At 43.3% G+C, this 19,525-nt stretch carries 14 protein-coding genes; all 14 read right to left on the reverse strand.

What is annotated here, in order from left to right; all coding sequences use genetic code 11:
• Positions 1–131 precede the first annotated feature (131 nt).
• Positions 132–362: a KH domain-containing protein gene (locus ACIQXH_RS09170; protein WP_402868288.1), complete on the reverse strand. Its 231-nt coding sequence runs from the start codon at positions 360–362 to the stop codon at positions 132–134.
• A gap of 13 nt (positions 363–375) precedes the next feature.
• Positions 376–648, reverse strand: coding sequence for a 30S ribosomal protein S16 (gene rpsP, locus ACIQXH_RS09175; protein ID WP_053345299.1), 273 nt, complete (start codon positions 646–648; stop codon positions 376–378).
• Between the two features lie 150 nt (positions 649–798).
• A complete protein-coding gene (gene ffh, locus ACIQXH_RS09180) occupies positions 799–2,139 on the reverse strand; it encodes a signal recognition particle protein (RefSeq protein ID WP_402868286.1) in 1,341 nt (446 codons plus the stop codon).
• Between the two features lie 11 nt (positions 2,140–2,150).
• Positions 2,151–2,483, reverse strand: a complete 333-nt coding sequence (locus ACIQXH_RS09185) for a putative DNA-binding protein (protein WP_402868284.1) — start codon at positions 2,481–2,483, stop codon at positions 2,151–2,153.
• A 106-nt stretch (positions 2,484–2,589) separates the two neighbouring features.
• Positions 2,590–5,376, reverse strand: a complete 2,787-nt coding sequence (locus ACIQXH_RS09190) for a VWA domain-containing protein (protein WP_403123191.1) — start codon at positions 5,374–5,376, stop codon at positions 2,590–2,592.
• Complete coding sequence (locus ACIQXH_RS09195; protein WP_403123194.1) at positions 5,366–7,132, reverse strand: vWA domain-containing protein; 1,767 nt, start codon at positions 7,130–7,132, stop codon at positions 5,366–5,368. The genes ACIQXH_RS09190 and ACIQXH_RS09195 overlap by 11 nt, the downstream gene beginning before the upstream one ends.
• A gap of 9 nt (positions 7,133–7,141) precedes the next feature.
• Positions 7,142–7,936: a DUF58 domain-containing protein gene (locus ACIQXH_RS09200; RefSeq protein WP_402868279.1), complete on the reverse strand. Its 795-nt coding sequence runs from the start codon at positions 7,934–7,936 to the stop codon at positions 7,142–7,144.
• A 68-nt stretch (positions 7,937–8,004) separates the two neighbouring features.
• Complete coding sequence (locus tag ACIQXH_RS09205; RefSeq protein WP_402868277.1) at positions 8,005–9,009, reverse strand: AAA family ATPase; 1,005 nt, start codon at positions 9,007–9,009, stop codon at positions 8,005–8,007.
• Between the two features lie 7 nt (positions 9,010–9,016).
• Complete coding sequence (locus ACIQXH_RS09210) at positions 9,017–10,579, reverse strand: hypothetical protein (RefSeq protein WP_403123197.1); 1,563 nt, start codon at positions 10,577–10,579, stop codon at positions 9,017–9,019.
• Positions 10,576–11,427, reverse strand: a complete 852-nt coding sequence (locus ACIQXH_RS09215) for an ABC transporter permease (protein ID WP_402868274.1) — start codon at positions 11,425–11,427, stop codon at positions 10,576–10,578. The genes ACIQXH_RS09210 and ACIQXH_RS09215 overlap by 4 nt, the downstream gene beginning before the upstream one ends.
• Positions 11,424–12,359, reverse strand: a complete 936-nt coding sequence (locus ACIQXH_RS09220; protein ID WP_402868272.1) for an ABC transporter ATP-binding protein — start codon at positions 12,357–12,359, stop codon at positions 11,424–11,426. The genes ACIQXH_RS09215 and ACIQXH_RS09220 overlap by 4 nt, the downstream gene beginning before the upstream one ends.
• A complete protein-coding gene (locus ACIQXH_RS09225; RefSeq protein WP_403123200.1) occupies positions 12,356–14,737 on the reverse strand; it encodes a hypothetical protein in 2,382 nt (793 codons plus the stop codon). The genes ACIQXH_RS09220 and ACIQXH_RS09225 overlap by 4 nt, the downstream gene beginning before the upstream one ends.
• A gap of 133 nt (positions 14,738–14,870) precedes the next feature.
• Entirely contained in the window at positions 14,871–15,923 is a 1,053-nt protein-coding gene (ftsY, locus tag ACIQXH_RS09230; protein WP_403123202.1) for a signal recognition particle-docking protein FtsY, read from the reverse strand.
• Positions 15,924–15,949: 26 nt separating this feature from the next.
• On the reverse strand, positions 15,950–19,513 hold the full coding sequence (gene smc / locus ACIQXH_RS09235; protein WP_403123204.1) for a chromosome segregation protein SMC: 3,564 nt from the start codon (positions 19,511–19,513) through the stop codon (positions 15,950–15,952).
• Positions 19,514–19,525: the final 12 nt, after the last annotated feature.

Below are 19,525 nucleotides of genomic sequence, written 5' to 3' on the forward strand. Positions count from 1 at the left end.
TAAGTATAACGTAAAATGGTGAAAGATGTGTCTCAAAAGAATGAAAATTAAACCCCGAATCCATGAAATTGCAAGTAGACCCGGGATTGAACTTTTCTTGAAGTACAAAAAAAGGAGGGGATTAGCCCTCCTTATTCGGAAATCTCCAAATAGATTTTCTTCTGCTGTGAAGATCCTGCTGCATATACCACAGTTCGAATCGCCTTAGCAACACGCCCTTGTTTACCGATGACCTTGCCCATGTCTTCTTTATGAACGGAGAGGACATAAACAACCCGGTCGGCTTCTTCCTTCGAAGTTACAATAACCTCTTCCGGATGATCCACAAGTGCTGAAACAATCGTTTCAATTAAAGATTTCATCAACTAGCGTCGATTACTTGCTGTTTTTTGCAACATGGAATTTTTCCATGATGCCTTGAGTTGAGAATAAGTTGCGAACTGTATCAGATGGTTTAGCTCCATCTTGTAACCATTTAAGAGCAAGCTCTTCATTGATGTCAACTTTAGCTGGTTGAGTCACCGGGTTATAAGTTCCCACTACTTCGATATAACGTCCGTCACGTGGTGAACGAGAATCTGCAACTACAATACGATAGAAAGGAGATTTTTTTGCTCCCATACGTTTTAAGCGAATTTTTACTGCCATTTTAAATAAGCACCTCCGAATAGTTTCACACAAGATAGTATAATATCAAATGTCTTGTATGTTTGTAAAGGTTTTTTTCTTAACAGGTGAAAAAAGTGTTTAAATAGGCGGTTTCAGCCTATTTTTATGCTCATTTCCCATGAAAAAAACTTACATGAACGGGAATTTAAATCCCTTTTTCTTTCCTTTTTGCATGCTTGTAACTTGTTTCATCATCTTTTTCATTTCTTCAAATTGCTTCAGTAGACGGTTCACTTCTTGGATCGATCTTCCGCTCCCTTTGGCAATCCGTTTCTTGCGGGATGCATTCATGGTTTCTGGATGTTCTTTCTCTTGCGTCGTCATTGAACGGATGATAGCCTCAACATGACCAATCTGTTTCTCATCGATCTGAAGGTTATCCATCCCTTTCATTTTATTCGCACCAGGAATCATCTTCAAAATATCATCAAGCGGTCCCATATTGCGCACTTGACCAAGCTGTTCAAGGAAATCATCAAAGGTAAAAGTAGCGGTACGCATCTTTTTCTCTAATTCTTTCGCTTTTTCTTCATCAACATTGGCTTGTGCTTTTTCGATAAGGGTCAATACATCACCCATACCAAGGATTCTTGAAGCCATCCTTTCTGGATGGAATGCTTCAAGTGCATCCAATTTTTCGCCCATACCGACAAATTTAATCGGCGTGTCCGTAACGGAACGAATAGAAAGTGCCGCACCACCACGAGTATCTCCATCTAGCTTCGTTAATACGACTCCAGTTAGACCGAGCTGTTCATTGAAACTTTGAGCCACATTGACAGCATCCTGACCTGTCATCGCATCGACAACTAGGAAGATTTCATCCGGTTTGGTCAATTCCTTGATATCTTTCAGTTCGCCCATCAGATTTTCATCAACATGGAGGCGACCTGCGGTATCAATCAACACATAATCATGATGTTCTTCCTTCGCCTTTTCAATCGCCTGTTTCGCAATTTCTACAGGACTGACCTGATCACCTAGGGAAAAAACAGGCATGCTTAATTGTTTGCCAAGTGTTTCAAGCTGCTTAATCGCCGCCGGACGGTAAATATCAGCCGCAACCAACAATGGCTTACGGTTGTATTTTTTTCTAAGAAGATTTGCCAGCTTTCCGGTAGTCGTCGTTTTACCTGCCCCTTGAAGACCTACCATCATAATGACAGTCGGTGGTTTGGAGGCAACGGCAATCTTACTCTGTTCGCCGCCCATCAGCTGAGTCAATTCTTCCTTAACTACTTTAATTACCTGTTGACCGGGGGTTAAGCTTTTTAGCACTTCCTGGCCTACCGAACGCTCACTTACACGCTTCACAAATTCCTTCACGACTTTAAAGTTAACATCCGCTTCAAGCAGGGCCAAACGAACTTCACGCATCATTTCTTTAACGTCGGCTTCGTTGACCTTCCCTTTTCCACGGATTTTTTGCATCGTGTTCTGCAGTCGGTCGGCCAATCCTTCAAATGCCATATTGCCGCCTCCTAATCTAACTTCTCAAGCGCTGTAATTGCGTCAAGCAACTTTTCTTTAGAAAAGGATTCCTTCTCTAAAAGATCCTTCACATTCGCAATCCATTGGTTACGCTCTTGAAATTTTTGAAATAACAATAGCTTCGCTTCATATTCTTCGAGCATTGCTTCTGTTCTTTTTATATTATCATAGACTGCCTGCCTACTGACTTCGTATTCATTGGCAATCTCTCCAAGAGAGTAATCATCCAGATAGTAGAGGGCCATATAGCTCTGCTGCTTTTCCGTTAACAACGATTGGTAAAAGTCATACAAATAATTAATCCGCGTTGTCTTTTCAAGCATGTTAGCAAGCCTCCCTGCTGTTAAGTGAAAACCCTTTACAAGTTTATATTGTATAGTGTCGATTATTTCATGTCAAGCTAAACTCCTTACCACAAGATAAAAATCATTATTTTTTTCGTTTTCTCGCTTCAATCAGGCGCTTCATCTGCTCTTCACGTTCCGATTCCGATAGTTTATTTACAGGTTCCTTCTTGTGGTGGCGAGCTGGCACTGATTTTACCTGCTCCTTTTTTTGCTCGATTTCTACAGGCTGCTTCTTTAATGCTTCTTCCTTACCAACTTTTTGTTTTACCTTTTTCAGTTTTGCGACTCTTTCGTTTTGCCTAGATGAAGTGGTTTCTGATTTTTCACGACTTCCCGAAAAGATACGCGAAACTCTGTGCCAACCAAACCTTCGGACCGCAATTTCGCAAAATAACAGCAAGAATGCCGATAAAAGCAGCCAAGAACTAATACTTTGTTCTTGCCTTGACGTATTTTGCAATGGCCGGAATGCCTCAGATTCATCCTTCAACTCCTGACCACCCGAAACAGCCAATAATTCCTTAATAAGCGCTTTGTTTAGGCCTTGTTGCAGGTATTCCTCTGAATAGGGCACGGTGAAACCTGTTTGATATAGATTCGTACTTCCACCCTTGGTATCTTGTTTTATGCTGAGAAAATACATCCCTGATTGCTTAGGCATGATGACTTCGTATTTTCCCGGCGCGATGAGCTTCGTATTGACGTCTACTTCCTCACCTTTTTCAGACACTACATTTGCCGATACAGGAAGGTGATTTTGTGTGGACGATTCAAGGTTGATGACCGTTTCCTCCCCACCATTATCCTGTGTGAGCATATACGGCTCACTTTCGAACTTGGGCAACGTGTTTGTGATCAATTGATTGAGAAATGTCCCCCACTTTCCCCAAGCAGGCCAATCGCCCGACCATTTCCCACTAATGTCCGAAGTGAAAGCTGCCGTCGTTCCCATTCCATATTGCCACTCGGCAAGGACGGGATCCTCTTTTTCACTGATCAGCGACTGTAATGCACGCTGCTTTGCAGTTGTCGCGATGTAGGCATTCATCTTAGGTACGCCATCCTTAAACAATCCGTTCCATTCCGGATTGTCCTTGATAGATGGATAAAATGGGGTATCCTCAATGTAAGTGCGGCTCGCCATGACGGTTTCCCTCGATAAAATGCTCGGAATAACGGAAGCATCCGTGACATCGTAATAGCGCCCCGCACCAAAGTCGGCCAAGTCCTCAAGTAGGTTCTTATCGGCATCATTTCCAATTGAAACGGTAGAGAGGGTTATGTTCTCTTCCTTTCCTTCTTCAATCAAGTGTTCATAATTACTTGAAGCGTTTGACTGTCCATCGGTCAACAAAATAATGTGCTTCCGCTGCAACCTTTCATCCCTTAACTTATCATAGGCCATTTCAAGCGAGCTGAAGATTTCAGTACCGCCACCTGAAGACAGTGTACGAATCTTCTCCACGACTTTTTCCTTATCCTTAAGTGGGGCTGCTTCGATGATTTCCCATGGTCGGTCATCGAAGGCAATGAATCCAAACGTATCCTTTTCACGCAAAAGTTCAACAGAGCGGGCAGCCGCTTCCTTTGCCAATGATAGCTTGTTTCCATCCATACTGCCTGATCGGTCGAGAACAATCATCAGTCCAAGAGATGGCATCTCTTTTTTTCCTTTGATGTCCATATCTACTGGAAGTAATCTCTCAATGGGTGTCTTGAAATACCCGCCGAGCCCGAAACTATTTTCTCCGCCGGTCATCACGAACCCATTACCGAAATCCTTAACGGACCGCTCTATCATTTTCATTTGAATTTCCGAGACTGAGGTGGCAGGAACATTATTAAACACAATCGATTGGTATTGTAAAAAACCGGATAAAGTGGTCGGCAGTTTTTCCGGTATCGTCGATTCGACAATTAGCCCGCTGCCGTTCAAAATATTTTCAAGCCGTCCTGTTGACTCACCTTCGACAATCAATACTTTGGGTGTGCCTTTTACATTCGTGATTGCCTGCAATTGGTTATTTTCCGCAAATGTATCATTTTCAGCGATGATTTCGGCCTTATATACTTGTAGTCCAGTTTTCTCGGCTGTATGAGAAACAGAGAATAAATTAGTCCCTTCTTTTACACTCACTGCCTTTTTGATGATTTCCTGATCATTCAGTGAAATGCGGACAGTCGCTTTTTTCGCTGTATTGCTAAAGACCTCCAATGAAATCTCCGTTTTTTCGCCTTGATAGATAGATGGGGGAATCGTTACATTCTTCAGGGCGACATCTTCGCCAATCGATTCGATTAGTGGCACGATGTCGAGCTCAATATTTTTATTTGCAAGTAGTTTGGCCTCCTCCACACTGCTTCCCGACGTTTCATTGCCATCCGAAAAAAGGACGATTCTCCCACTTGAATAGCTCGGAATGAGCGAGGAAGCAAATTGAATGCCTGAATCCAATTGACTTGCCTCTTCTTCCACTTCACCGCTAAATTGGCTTATGGGTGTATGTTTTGTCGACAACGCCTGCTCAGCAACGGCACTGCCCCCAAAGGCTGCCACCGCAAAGGAGTCGTCTCTACCCATGGTTTCAACACTTTTCTCAATCCAAGCAAGCGACTTTGTGTCAGAGTCTTTGACACTTGCAGAACGATCGACTAAAAAAACAACCATCGATCCCTTGATAGGTTGTAGCAATTGCGGAACGCTCAGTGCCAATACAATGAGAAAAAAAATACATGACCGCAATATGGCCACAACGACCGTCTCTACATGCTTCGTTTGATTACGTGATTTTATCACATACATATAAATAAGCGCTGCACAGGGAAGCAGCAATAAAAAAACCAGGGGATAAGTAACATCAATGCCCACGTCGATATACCTCCCATTCGGCCATTAGTAGCAGAAGGGCCATACAAGCCAGCCAGTACCATAAGATATCCTGTTTTGTATCGCTCCCCCCTTCTTTCAACTCTGATGATTTCATATTCATCTTGAACGACGGAGCTGAATCGACTCTTTTTTCCCTTTCGTCCAATAAAACCGAAAAGTAAAATGCCTGTTCTCCCGCCATTGCTTCGTATATACCGGGCTTATTTGGCGCTCGAAAGCCCTCCTTTTGCAAATCAATGGTAAAGAGATTCGTTCCGGACTCTGTAAATATAGCCAATTTTCCCGTTTCCGTTCCAAGATTCAACCACTTTTCTTCACCAGGCTGATAGTAACCTAGAAAGTTCGACTGTTGGGTCAGCCATTGATAGGAATTATATAAAAATATAGGAAATCCAGGTTGTAACGGCCAATCGCTGTCCGCAACGGAGAAGTTCAGGGCAATGATCGGCTGTCCTTGGTGCGTACCTTTTTGAATGAGCGGTATACCCTCACTTGTAGTAACATGATGCCATTGATTGCTGATCGGAGGGGATGACGATTTAATATACACTTTGTCCATATTTACGTAGTCCATGAGTGGGTCACCCGTTCCCTTTGGTTGACCTGTCAGTTTTTGTTTTCCTTTTTCAGTGGCATTGATAAAAAGAAGCGGGTACGATCCAAGTTCCTCTAAGTCCACTCCTTCGGCAATCACGATTCCATCCATTTCGACTTTTTCTTTATCCTCAAGCTGGATGATATCAAGGCCAATCGTTTCGAGCCCATTAATCAAAAATGGATTCACATCCCCCACTGCATAGACTTTCTCATATACGGCCGTTTGGATGGCCGTCATTTCATTGTCCGCTGAATAGTCATCATCCACAATGATGGAGGCCGTATAATACGGTTTTTCTTTCAGAACCGGTATATCAATTATTTTCTCGCTGCTTGCTTTCACCATTATCCTTTTTGTGAATAGAACATCTTTTCCATTCGTTACTTGAAATTTCACCGTTTCATCCTGCTTCGTTTGATTTTCAATGACCGCCACCCCAGTAATGCCTCCTTCAGAGCTTGCCGTGCCAAATGAAAGCAAGGAGAGATTGCCAGTCAGGCTGCTGAAATTATGTACACCAATGGGAATGTCTTCCGATAACCCCCTAAGGTCCTCCTCCACAACCGCATCGGAGTATAAATGAATGACCGATTCTTTTCCAGCCGCTAGCGAGTCTGCCAGTTTCAATGCCTTATCAACATGCTCATGACTGTATGTTAGCTCCATTTCTTTTATTTGTTTTTTTAACTCAGCCCGGTTTGTTTCGTGATTGGCAAGTATCACAGGCTTTTGACCAGCATCTATGATTGTCACTTCTTGATCATCCACCGCTTGAAGCATCTCCCCCACTTCTTGCTTGGCTTTTTCAAACCGGGTGAGCTCCCCTTCTTTTGCACTCATCGAAGCCGATGTGTCGACAATTAGGATTAGGTGGTCACCCGGAATGCCCTTTTGAAACCAAAAGGGTCGAACCAACGCGAACATGAGGAGGAGAAGTACGAGAAGTTGAAGCCAGAATAAGAGATTATGCTGTAATTTATGAAGCCATGGAGAAGCCTGCCATTCATTCAGCACCTGCTTCCATAATAAATTGGACGAAATCGTCGTTTTCTCATATTGCTTCCGGAAAAAATAAAACAGAATGACGGCTCCGATAAAAATGGTCAATAGAAAAAAGAGTGGGTTTGAAATATGCATATCTTCACCTCAATTCATTAGCCCGTGGCGTGGGAAGTCGTGAAATAAAATCGTTTGTATATCCGTTTCAGCAGATATGAGCATATAGCGGCTGCCAAGACTTTCACAGATAGCTTCAAGCTGCTCGTTATGGTGTGCTAGACGCCTTCGATAGTTGTCGATGAGGGTCGGATTAAGGCTAACATTGACCGCTGTTTCCATTTCACTATCCACAAACTTCAGGTCCCCATCATACATAGGTTGAAGTTCCTCTTTCCCCAGCAGTTGAATGAACCAGACTTCTTGTCTTGCCGAGCGTAGCTTTCTTAAAGTCGCCTCCACCTTTTCGATGGGCTCAAGACCATCCGAGATGATAATCGCAAGTTGCTGATTCCTCACCATCACTTTGCCAAGTTGCTCATAAAACTCCCCGCTTCTCTCCGTATCTTCCAATCCAGCTATCTCTCGAAAAACCCTTTTACGGTGAACCGCTCCTTTACGTCGAATAGGATGGGCTCCTTGATTACCGACGGGAACAAAATTCAGACGGTCTTCGCTTGCAAGGACAACAAAGCTCAATGAAGCGGCGAGCTTTCGCGCCTGTTCCCATTTTCCCGGGAGAGCTCGCATCGAAGAAGACATATCCAGGTAAACGGCCACAGATAACTCCTGTTCATCGAGGAACCTTTTTATATAATGCTTCTGGGTTCGGCCAAATACATTCCAATCGATTTGCCGGACATCGTCTCCCGGTTGATAGGCCCGAAAATCGGAGAACTCAAGCGAAGAACCAAACGCACTCGACCGTCTCGAACCTTTATGCATCCCTCGCTTCCTCGTTTTCACGAGCAATCTCTTTTTCTGTAGCCTTTCTAAAAAAGCATAAGCTACCATCAAACCGGTGTTCCTTTTCCTAATTTATACGCCGACTCAACGACTTCAGAAATAATGGAATCGATGAGAACCCCGTTTGCTTCCGCTTCAAAGTTGAGTATAATCCGATGCCTCAGCACAGGATAGGCCGTTTGCTTCAAGTCACCGGCAGAAACATGATAACGCCCGGCAAATAAAGCCCTTGCCTTTGCCATTTTGATCAAACTTTGCAACCCACGAGGTCCGCTTCCGAATTGAACGTATTGCCGGACAAGTTCCGGCGATTCCTCCACATTTGGATGAGTACTCGAAATAATCAAAACCGCGTAATCCAGCATCTCTTCTGAAATAAGGACCTCCTTTACTAGTTGCTGCAGTAACAAAACATCCTTGATGGAGGCAGCTTTTTCAATAGAAATGGTTTCCCTGCCTGTCGTTCGAAGGGCAATCTGCTTTAATTCCTGCTTTGATGGATAACGGACAAGAATCTTACAGATAAACCGGTCCATCTGGGCTTCGGGCAATGGATACGTCCCCTCCATATCGATTGGATTCTGGGTTGCAAGCACAAAGAAGGGCTGATCAAGCTGTTTCGTTTCCCCCATGACTGTTACAGTTCTCTCCCCCATTGCCTCTAAAAGCGAACTCTGTGTCTTCGGCGTCGCCCGATTGATTTCATCAGCTAAGACGATATGAGAAAAAAGAGGCCCCTCATGGAAGGTAAACTGCTGCCTTCCGTCCTCTCCAGGTTGCAATAACATGGTTCCCGTAATATCGGAAGGCATCAGATCTGGTGTAAACTGGATTCTAGAAAACTCTAAATCCAGGCATTCCGAAATCGTCCGAACGAGCATCGTCTTCCCAAGTCCCGGCAAGCCTTCAAGCAATACGTGGCCACCTGCAAAAATGCTCCATAAAACTTGATCGATCACGTCTTCCTGCCCAACTATAAAACGGGAGATTTCCTGCTTAACTCTCTCAATCATAGTCCCTGCTTCATTAAACTGCTGTTCTTTTTCCGTCATTTTCCCACTACCTTTCCGGATCAAGATTATTAAAATAATTCTTGACGATATCATTCAAATCAGAGGGTAGCCTAAGGCGATCCGTACTTTTGCGATAAGATTCCTCATACTGCTGATAGACCTCCTCATAATTCCGCAAGTTCCCCCTCAATACTGGACCCTCGGCCTCCTCCTGCTCGCCACTCCCTTCACCAAGTTTCCCATTGTCGGTTTCCATATTCTGCTTTCCATCGGTCTTTTCGGGAATCGTCAGCATTTCCCTCGACCCTTGTCCAGCACCCCCCTTCGTGCCTCCTTTTCCTCCGCCGGTTCCACTTGCTCCTTGTCCTTGTCCTTGTCCTTGACCCTGTCCTTGTCCCTGTCCTTGTCCCTGTCCTTGTCCTTTTTGGCTTCCGGGATTATTCCCAGAATTGGCGTTGGGCTGTCCATTAGGCGTAGAGGAGGGCTGACCTAGGGGCTGATTGGCGGGTTGGTTCCCTTGTGTTCCATCGCTGTTAGAAAAAGCTGTTTGAGAAGAAGGAATACCATCTTGACTCATTTTATTCTGAAGTTGGGATCCCGCTTGACGAACAGCTTGATTGGCTGATGCTAACTGCTTGGCAAGTTCTCCCGATTCCATCGCTTCCTCCAACTGCTGCATCAGTGCATCCAATTGTTCTTCCGTTAATGGAAGCTCCTGCTCTGTGTAGCTCTCTAGGGCCTGCTTCTGTTCCTTGGACAGCTCATCCCATCTTTCATTTAGTTCTTTCAGTTCTTTTTCGACCAGTCGAATGTCCTTTTGTTCAAGTGCCTTGGACAGCTCCGTAAGGCCGGTTTTTTTTGACTGATCCTTCCAGGTTTCCAGTGACTCTTGCTTTTCTCTTTGCTTCTTTTCTTTTAATTGCAGCTCGCTTGATTGTTTGGCGAGTGCCTCTAAGGCCTTCTCAGCCTCTTTCTTTAGCGCAACTTTCTCTTTTACATCTTTCAATGTCTTTTTGACATCAGGATCCTTTATTTCCTTCACTTTTTCATCAAGCTCTTTTTTGACCTCCTCGACAAGCTTCACTTCTTTTTCCGCCTGCCTGGCTTGATCCATTTTCTGATTTGGCAAAATTGCCAATAGGGAACCTCCTATTGCTAAACAAAGAGCTAGCGTCAGCCATTTCGGATGTACCCATACTTTCTTCCTTCTGAGGGCCTCCTCCTGATGGATTTTCATATGGTGGATAGCATCCCTGAGCTGGAGTGACTTAAGCTCACCAATCTCCCCTAAAAAAGCGAATCCCGTCACGACACGGTCATCAGGAACATACTGGTTAAACAGCAAAGCAGCCGTTTTATTACCGGGTTTTCCTTTAATGATTCTATAGACAAAAAAAGCAAGTAAACAGATGATTCCAATGAAAAAATAACGGAAAACGAAGGGTATGACTACTATACGTGCCATGAAAAATAGTAAAGTCGTCCATGCAGACACGGCAAGGAGTAAAAGTTGCCCCTCCCTCATCACATGCTGCATGAAAAGTTGCCGCTTAACGGGTTTAATCAACTTGAGAAACTGGAGTTCATCATGGGTAAGATCCTTGTTCATCGTTTTGTCTTCATTCCCACGCGCAGCTTTTTAACGCTTAGAAGAACGGACCCGATTAGTAGAAGTGTGTAACAAATCAAATGAGACGCCCAAAGTGGAAAATCAATCCCCGATAACTTCTGGATTTCCTCAGAGTAAGTCGGTTCAACAAAGCCGATTAATACGATTGGGGTATTTAGCATGGCCGCTAAGTAAGGCAATGGGTTAGTCGTTGGTGTGGTGACATTTACCTGATTCCCCACGGCCATGGTAGTGAATAGTAGGGTCAATAAAGCTGTGCCACCTACTAAAAACAATGTGATTCCATAAGTCGTGACCATCGCCGGAATGGTTTTTCGCACAAGTGTAGAAAAAAGCACCCCGATACTGCCATATACGATGACGGTGAAGACATTGAAGCCCAGCACCATCAAAAGCTGATTCGGCGAAATTCCGCCGAATAAAAAGACGATGCTATATAGCGGTAAACTGGCCACAACCAGTAATAGCAAGTAGGAAATGGATGAAATTAATTTCCCGAAAATGATGCCTGTCGAGCTTTGGGAAGTCGTCAATAAAATATTTAACGTCTGTCGCTCCCTCTCACTCGAGATGACGCCTGCCGTCAGTCCAGGTGTAATGAACAAGACCAAGGCCAGTTGGATAACGGATAGAAATATAAACATACTCCGGCTTGCATCCGGGTCAACGCGCCCGCCCATGCTACTAAGAGACTGAATAAAAATCATACCGATAACGATGGCACCAATCGCAAGAACATAGAATAATACACCTAAAAAACTTTTAAAAGAGCGAAAGCGTAGCTTAAACTCTTTATTCAAAACCGGATTCATCAGCCAGCTCTTCATGACAGTTCAACCCCTTTCGTGATTTCCATGAACACATCCTCCAGATCCGTCTCTATTTCCGAAAAAGAGACAATGGGCAAGTCTTGCAACATACAGGACTTCAGCAGCTGTTGTTGGGCCCCTGCATCTCCTTTGAATAGAAACTGAATCGTTTTTTCATCAACATGCGTATTGATCTGGCTAATATCCGGATTATCTTCTAGAAAAGCGATGGATCGCTCAATATCCTCATGAACCTTAATAATCAGGCTCTTTTCGCCCTGCAGCTTATGTTGGATTTCCGCGACCGACCCTTGTGCTTTCAATTTACCCTGATCGATGATGCCGAGCACATCACACATTTCCGCAAGTTCAGGTAAAATATGCGATGATATCAAAATCGTTTTACCCATATGTTTCAATTCCTTTAAAATCTCCCGCATTTCAACACGAGCCCTCGGGTCAAGCCCGGAAGCGGGTTCATCCAAAATAAGCACTTCGGGGTCGTGTATCAGACTCCTTGCAAGACAAAGCCGTTGCTTCATTCCCCGTGATAAAAGATCCACATAGGAATCCTTTTTATCCGATAAATTTACGAGCTCGAGCAGTTGTGGAATCAGTTTACTCCGTTCCGAAACGGGTATACCATAACTTGCTCCGTAAAAATCCAGGTACTCTTCAGCCTTCAATTGATCATACACACCAAAAAAGTCAGGCATATAACCGATCTGGCTACGGACTTGTTTAGGTTCCTTCGATATATTGTAGCCATTGATATAAGCCGTTCCCGATGTTGGTGCAAGCAAGGTAGCCAAAATGGAAAAAGTCGTGGATTTCCCTGCCCCATTTTGACCGACAAAACCAAACACGGTTCCTTTGTCTATTTGCAAATCCAAATGATCCAATGCGGTGAACGTGCCATATTGTTTAGTTAACTGTATAATTTCTATCATTTCTCCACCACTCCCTTCACAGTGATTTGTGGCATCCTTACACTCGGGTCATCATCATTATCTATCATGACTTTTATCTGGATGTTCCCTTGTTTTGATACATAGGATGATATATCCTTAGTCCCTTTGAAAGTAATTTCCCGTTCTCCCTTAGGTATCGATTCATACTTTTCAGTCGAAAAATTATAGAGTTCATACTTAACATCTTGTTTACTGAACTTAATCGTCATTTCTGACGCTTTGAATGTATCGTCCTTCATGATCTTTGGAACTGAACTGATATATTCATATTCTCCCCTTTCAAACCAATACGTACCATATCCTTCTTCTTCGCCAACTGAACCCCGGAGGGCATTCACAGACCCCGCGAACATTTCTTTTGACAATGTCACTTCCCCAGCCAAAATTGTTTTCGGACTGAATGTTTGGAAAATCAGATTATCTATATTTACTTTCGGTTTTTTCGATAGTCTAACGTCTACGATTGAATCGTCGGTTATACCGCCGATGACAGGTTCGGATTTTGTCGAGGCCCCTCCGAAATACGCCTCCGTCAGATAAAGAAGCTGATCCCTGCGCATTTTTTCAATATCGATTTTTTTTCCCATAGTTCCATTATTCCAAGAAGACGATGTCGTTCCATACGGTTTAAATAAGAAATCACTCTTTAACGCTTCATTTACCTTGATCTCTGCCCCCTTCTTCAACGTTCCGAGATTGATTCGTTCATTGCCGGTCAGGATCATTAATTCCTTAAGGTCATAAGGTGTCTCATTTTGAATCGTACCTGTCAAGGTCCTGTTTTCAACGGTCAAGTCATTTTTCAATTGACCTGCATTTTCTTTATAAACCTTTCCTATAAAGGACCTGGTAGACCAATATTCGACGTTTGGAAAGGTCAATTCCATATCGGTAGCTTTCTCTTCAAGCATTGGTGCTCTTTTCACGCTTCCACCTAATCCCTCCTGAGTCATTGGCATCGCAACTAACTCATTTTTCGGGAAAGTCAGGTTGTAATTGCCTCCTTTATTGGACAGGAGGACATTCGATTGGATGCCGATGATTTGGTCATCCTCAATTTGATAGATTCCCAATTGATTGAGTTGAGGTTTGGCAAGACGATCTTTCGCTCCGACGGCAAACGTTAGAATCGTCGTAATGCAGGCAATCAAAGGAATGATCCACCAAGCGTGCTCCCTTTTATCCATTTTCCTCAGAATGACAAATAAAATCGGTACAATGATCACAACGTAGACTAACAGCAACAATGCCAATTGAATCACGGATAAATTCGTATCATCAAAGTAACTATTGGGGTCATTCATTTCCCATCTTGCTTCGTCCATGAATTCACTTGAAGTGGAAAACGCATTCAACTCCACCTTCTTTAAAATCGCTTCAAACCACGTGCCGTATCCTTTCCAAGAGGCAAGTGGCTCATCTCCTAACGAAAAGGCCGTCTGGACAATCATCCCGTTTCCATATTGCTTTTTGACAACGGCCGGTGATGACCCGCTCTTCGCAATGATTTCTGTCCCTTTCTCCACTTCACCAGTAAAGCCCGGCAATTGTTCAAAGGATGGTCGATCTTTTTTCTTTTCTGTAAGAAAGGATGAATCCATCTTGATTCCTTTATCCATCTTCATCGGTAAAAGGTTATACAGGGACCCGTATGATTGAGCGGCACTTGGTGATGACCCGGAAATCAATACACCACCAGAACGGATCCAACCCTTTAGTGCTTTCTGTTGTGCCTCATCCAAAGCGGCAATTGCAAATTCATCAATGATTAAATAATCTAACATTTCATAGCCAATTGACTGTTTAGGCAAATCTTCTTTTTCCAACTCGACCATCCTGGCTTGGAGGGATGGCAAGACTCTCAATTCCGTCAAACGATCGAAATTTTCACTTAATACTCCAATCAGGTCCTCGCTTTCATCAAAGAACTTAGGTGCCAGTACCTTCGGGCCGGAATAGTCTACTTCTTTACCATTCTTCCAATCTCCCTCATAGAGATAAATCGACTTCGCCAGTGCGGTCCCATTATAATTATAATTTTCGTCGGTATACCCTGGAAGTGAAACGGAATAGGTTTTCTTGCTTTCCTTTGGCAATTCCACTTTTAGAATTTGCGACCCTCCGAAATCGTAATCGGCCTGAAATTGAAAAATCAGCGTACCGCTGAAAGCCTCCCCCTTATTTTCGATATGTACGGTCATCGGCATGGCCTTGGCCCGAGTTATGTATCCATCAAACCCTGTTTCAATCGAGATTTTTATGTCCGTGTCCGCTGCTTTTGCTTGAACTGTATATGAATGTAAAAATAGGCCTAAAAATAATAAACAAGCAGCGATTCCCTTTAATTTTCTGAACAACCGAACTCCCCCTTTTTTTCTATACTCCTAATAGACGATTAGATCACGAAAAAGTATACAGTATTTATATAAAAAGTAAAAAAAATCAAAAAAACCGGAAGGGAAAATCCCTTCCGGCTAAAACTATCCACCTTTATACTTCTTCTTTATCAATGATATCGGCAAAGAGCCCATACACATATTTTTCAGCATCGAATTCTTGAAGATCGTCCATTTTTTCACCAAGTCCGACAAATTTCACGGGAATGGAAAGCTCATTTCGGATCGCTATGACAATTCCGCCTTTTGCTGTACCATCAAGCTTCGTTAAGACGATACCCGTTACATCTGTCGCTTCCTTGAACGTTTTCGCTTGAATGAGTGCATTTTGACCCGTCGTTGCATCAAGGGCAAGGAGCACTTCATGTGGTGCACCAGGCACTTCACGTTCAATTACACGCTTCACCTTTTCCAATTCCTTCATCAAATTCACTTTATTTTGCAGACGGCCTGCTGTATCACAAATCAGGATATCGGCTTTGCGTGCCTTAGCCGCTTGAACGGCATCGAACATAACAGCAGCAGGGTCAGATCCTTCTCCTTGTTTAATGACACTGACACCGACACGTTCTCCCCACACTTCGAGTTGCTCAATCGCTCCGGCGCGGAAAGTATCACCAGCCGCCAATACGACCGATTTGCCTTCTTCCTTAAACTTATGGGCAAGTTTACCGATTGTCGTTGTTTTACCTACACCGTTCACACCGACAAAGAGAATGACCGTCAGGCCGTCTTGTTGAATGTTCAAGCTGGATATTCCTTCTTCATCACCTTGGTAAATTTCAACAAGTTTTTCAGAAATGACAGATTGCACTTCTCTCGTATCAGAGATATTGCGCAGTTTCACTTCCATTTTTAATTGGTCGATTAATTCCATAACGGTATCGAAGCCTACATCAGCCTGGATGAGAATCTCCTCAAGTTCTTCGAAAAAGTCTTCATCCACTTTCCGGTAACGGGCAACGAGTTCATTAACCCTTCCGGTAAAGGAATTCCTCGTCTTCGTTAAACCTTGCTTAAACTTTTCCCCGATTGATATTTCGGATGTTGCTTTTTTTTCAACTTCTACATCTACTTTTGTTTCTACAGCTGTTTCTTTTTCTTCTTGTGCCGTGAATTTTTCTTTTAGCTTCTTGAAGAAACTCATTGTCCCACTTCCTCTAATTCATGGATTTATATTTCAACAAAGTTCTCTGATTCCTCCATACGAACGGAAACTAATTTGGAAACACCTGACTCTTGCATCGTAATGCCATAGAGGACATCCGCTTCCTCCATCGTCCCTTTGCGATGGGTGATTACTATAAACTGAGTCTCTTGACTGAATTTCCTTAAAAATTGGCTGAAACGAACTACATTCGCTTCATCAAGTGCCGCCTCGACTTCATCGAGGATACAGAAAGGAACGGGCCGGACCTTTAAAATCGAGAATAAAAGAGCAATTGCAGTCAATGCTCGTTCTCCACCGGACAAGAGACTTAAGTTCTGTAGTTTTTTCCCCGGAGGCTGTGCGATGATATCTACTCCCGTATTCAATAAATCATTGGGATCTGTCAGTTTTAATTCAGCCCTGCCACCACCGAACAGTGATTTAAATACCTGTTCGAACTGTTCACGAATCGCATAGAATGTTTCTGAAAAGCGTCGTTTCATTTCCTCATCCATCTCGTCGATAACCTGGAATAAGGTATCCTTAGCCTGCTGCAGATCTTCTTTTTGACCGAGAAGGAACTCGTACCTTTCGGCTACACGGGCATACTCGTCTATTGCTCCTAAGTTGACCGTCCCCAATTCTTCAATGGCCAGCTTAATGAGCTTTACCTTTTTCTGAGCTTCTTCGATAGGTATCATTAATGGATACTTTTCTTTAGCCCCTTCATAGGATAATGTATATTCCTCGCGTAAATGATCCAGGCGGTTTTCCAGCGCCACATCAAGTCGGGTTAATTTGACCTCTTCATCCTTGACCACTTCAACGATACCTTTATAGAGACGACTTTCCTCTTTCAAAGCTATTTCGAGGGTTTCGAGATGAGTTTGCATTTCGGTCTTTTCCTGTTTTTTGGCGGAAATATTTTCAATGGCCGCATTCTTATCAAGCAATCTTTGTTGGGCCATGTCTTCAAGCGTTTCTTCCCCACTCGAACTGTCCGTCATTTCATTTGTTAAAAGCCCCAAGTCATCCTTGTTTTCAGTTAAGGTGCTGGTCTCTTTTGCCAAGTCCGCATCAAGCCGTTCCATTTTTTCTCTTTGATTTTGAAGCTGACCGCGTTTTGAGGCCAATGTTACCCTTAACTCGCTCGTTTCTTCGGCAAGACTTTCCTTTGATGATTGCTGTGATTGTTTTTGTTCTGTCATTTCCGCTATAAGGCGGTCAAGCCCATCGATTTCCACTTTACAGGATTTTAACAGTTCTTCCAATTCTTCGAGCCTTGCTTTCTTTTGCTGTTGCTCTTCTAAATAGGAGTTTTTATCCAAATCATAAAGGTGTAGGCGATCATTCACATTTCTTTCTTGTAGCTCGACTTCACGAAGTTCACCTTTCAGGGATTGCTCCTGTAATCGTAGCATTTCACCTGTTTTTCTCGTTTGTTCAAGCGTTTGCTCTTGAACACCGACATCCACCTTCAGCTGTTTTACCTGTTTTTCAAGCTGGTTCGTTTTTAATTCCATCCCGGCTAGCTTCTCATGTAATTCTTCAAGCTCGGTTTTCCGGGATAGTAGTGAAGTCGATTTTTGTTTGATCGTTCCACCCGTCATCGAACCACCAGGGTTGACGACATCCCCTTCAAGCGTAACAAAGCGGAAACGGTGCTGCACCATTTTTGCCAGTTCGTTGGCTCCTTTTAAGTCCTTTGTGATAATGACGGTTCCTAGCAGGTTTGCCGCGATGGAAGCATGTCTTTCATCATATTGGATCAACGAGGAACCTGTCCCGACAAAAGCAGGGTGATTCTTCAGCATCGATAGCTGCTTCGATGAAATCTCTCTTCCTTTGATGACAGATAAGGGCAGGAAAGTCGCCCGTCCAAACCTGTTTTTCTTCAAGAAGGAAATGGCTTCACGGGCATGTTCTTCTCTCTCCACAACCACATGTTGCATCGCCCCACCTAGTGCTGTTTCGATGGCGGTTTCATATTCCTTTGGGACCTTGATCAGTTCCGCCACTGCACCTTCAATGCCTTTTAGAGTACCTTTTGCTTTTAGGACTTCCTTAACACCTTGAAAGAAGCCTGCATAGTCCTCTTCCATCTCTTCAAGCAGTTCCTTTCGGGATTTTGCCTGTTGAAGGAATTGATAGGCCTTATATAGGGTCGTTTCCTGTTTATGATACGTATCTTTTGCCGTTTGTAGCTTATTCTGTTGATTTCGGAAAGAAGTGACATGGTCTTCAAGCTGCTTGCTCAGTTTTTCCATACGCTTGGAGTATTCTGACTTTTTAGCAGTGATTTCCGTTCTCTCGGTAAGGAATTTTTCATTTTCGTGATCCAGTTTGGAATTTTTATGTTCCTGCTGCGTGAGTTGCTGCAGAAGGTAATGCTTTTCATTTTTGGCGGCAGCCTGCTTGTTCAGCCACTCGATATAGTCACTTTTCTTCACTTCTATCAGGGCTTCAATGTCGGTATTGAATAGACCTAAGCTTTTTTGTTTTTCATGTAAAAGCTCTTGAAGCTGTTTTACTTCAGAACTCAATGCATGCAGAACTTCCGTTTCTCTTTCCTTTTGTAAAGAAAGACGTTCAACGGCTGCCTTGCCCTCTATAATCGCTTTTTCAAGCTGTGATTTATTTTGTGCCGCATTCTTTTTCCGTTCTTTCAATACTTCTTTACGACCCTCAAGCTTCTCAAGCTCTTCGCTGGCGTTCAATAGCACTTCTTGAAGCTCGTTAATCGATGTTTCGAGTCCGGCAATGCTTCCTCGAACCTCTTTAAGATGCTCTTCACGTTCATGAAGCCTTCCAGCCAATTGTCGCTCCATCTCATTGTGTTTTCCAAGTTCCTGGGTAAGACTTTCCCATTTTTCATTAAGTTCTTCAATTTCAAAAACGGTCAAAGCCACTTCGATTTTTTCAAGTTCCTCTTTCTTATCCAAATATTCTTTGGCCAGGGAAGATTGAATTTTCAAGGGTTCCACTTGACCTTCTAGTTCATGAAGGATGTCATGAATCCTGTTGAGATTATCTTGTGTTTCCGTCAGTTTTGATTCCGCTTTTCTTTTTCTTGTTTTATACTTCAAGACACCAGCGGCCTCTTCAAAAATAACTCGTCTTTCTTCTGCTTTGCTGCTAAGGATTTCTTCCACTTTCCCTTGGCTGATAATGGAAAATGCTTCGCGTCCAAGTCCTGAATCCATAAATAATTCAATGATATCTTTCAGGCGGCATCCTTGATTATTAATGAAGAATTCGCTTTCACCCGATCGATATACCCTTCTTGTCACACTAACTTCATGAAAGTCAATTGGAAGGGTGTTGGTCTCATTATCCAAAGTCAAGGAAACCTCTGCAAAATTCAAGGCCTTTCTTGTGTCACTTCCTGAGAAGATGATATCTTCCATTTTTGCTCCACGCAGTGATTTTGCGGATTGCTCTCCAAGAACCCAACGGACTGCATCAGTCACATTGCTTTTACCACTACCGTTCGGTCCAACCACTGCCGTGACACCAGGTACAAATTCAATCGAAATTTTATCTGCGAAAGATTTGAATCCTACAACGTCCAAGCGTTTGAGGAACATGACCTTTCCCCC

Origin of the sequence: Peribacillus sp. NPDC097225, assembly GCF_044761955.1 — a bacterium.
In the GTDB taxonomy this organism is placed as follows: Bacteria; Bacillota; Bacilli; order Bacillales; family DSM-1321; genus Peribacillus.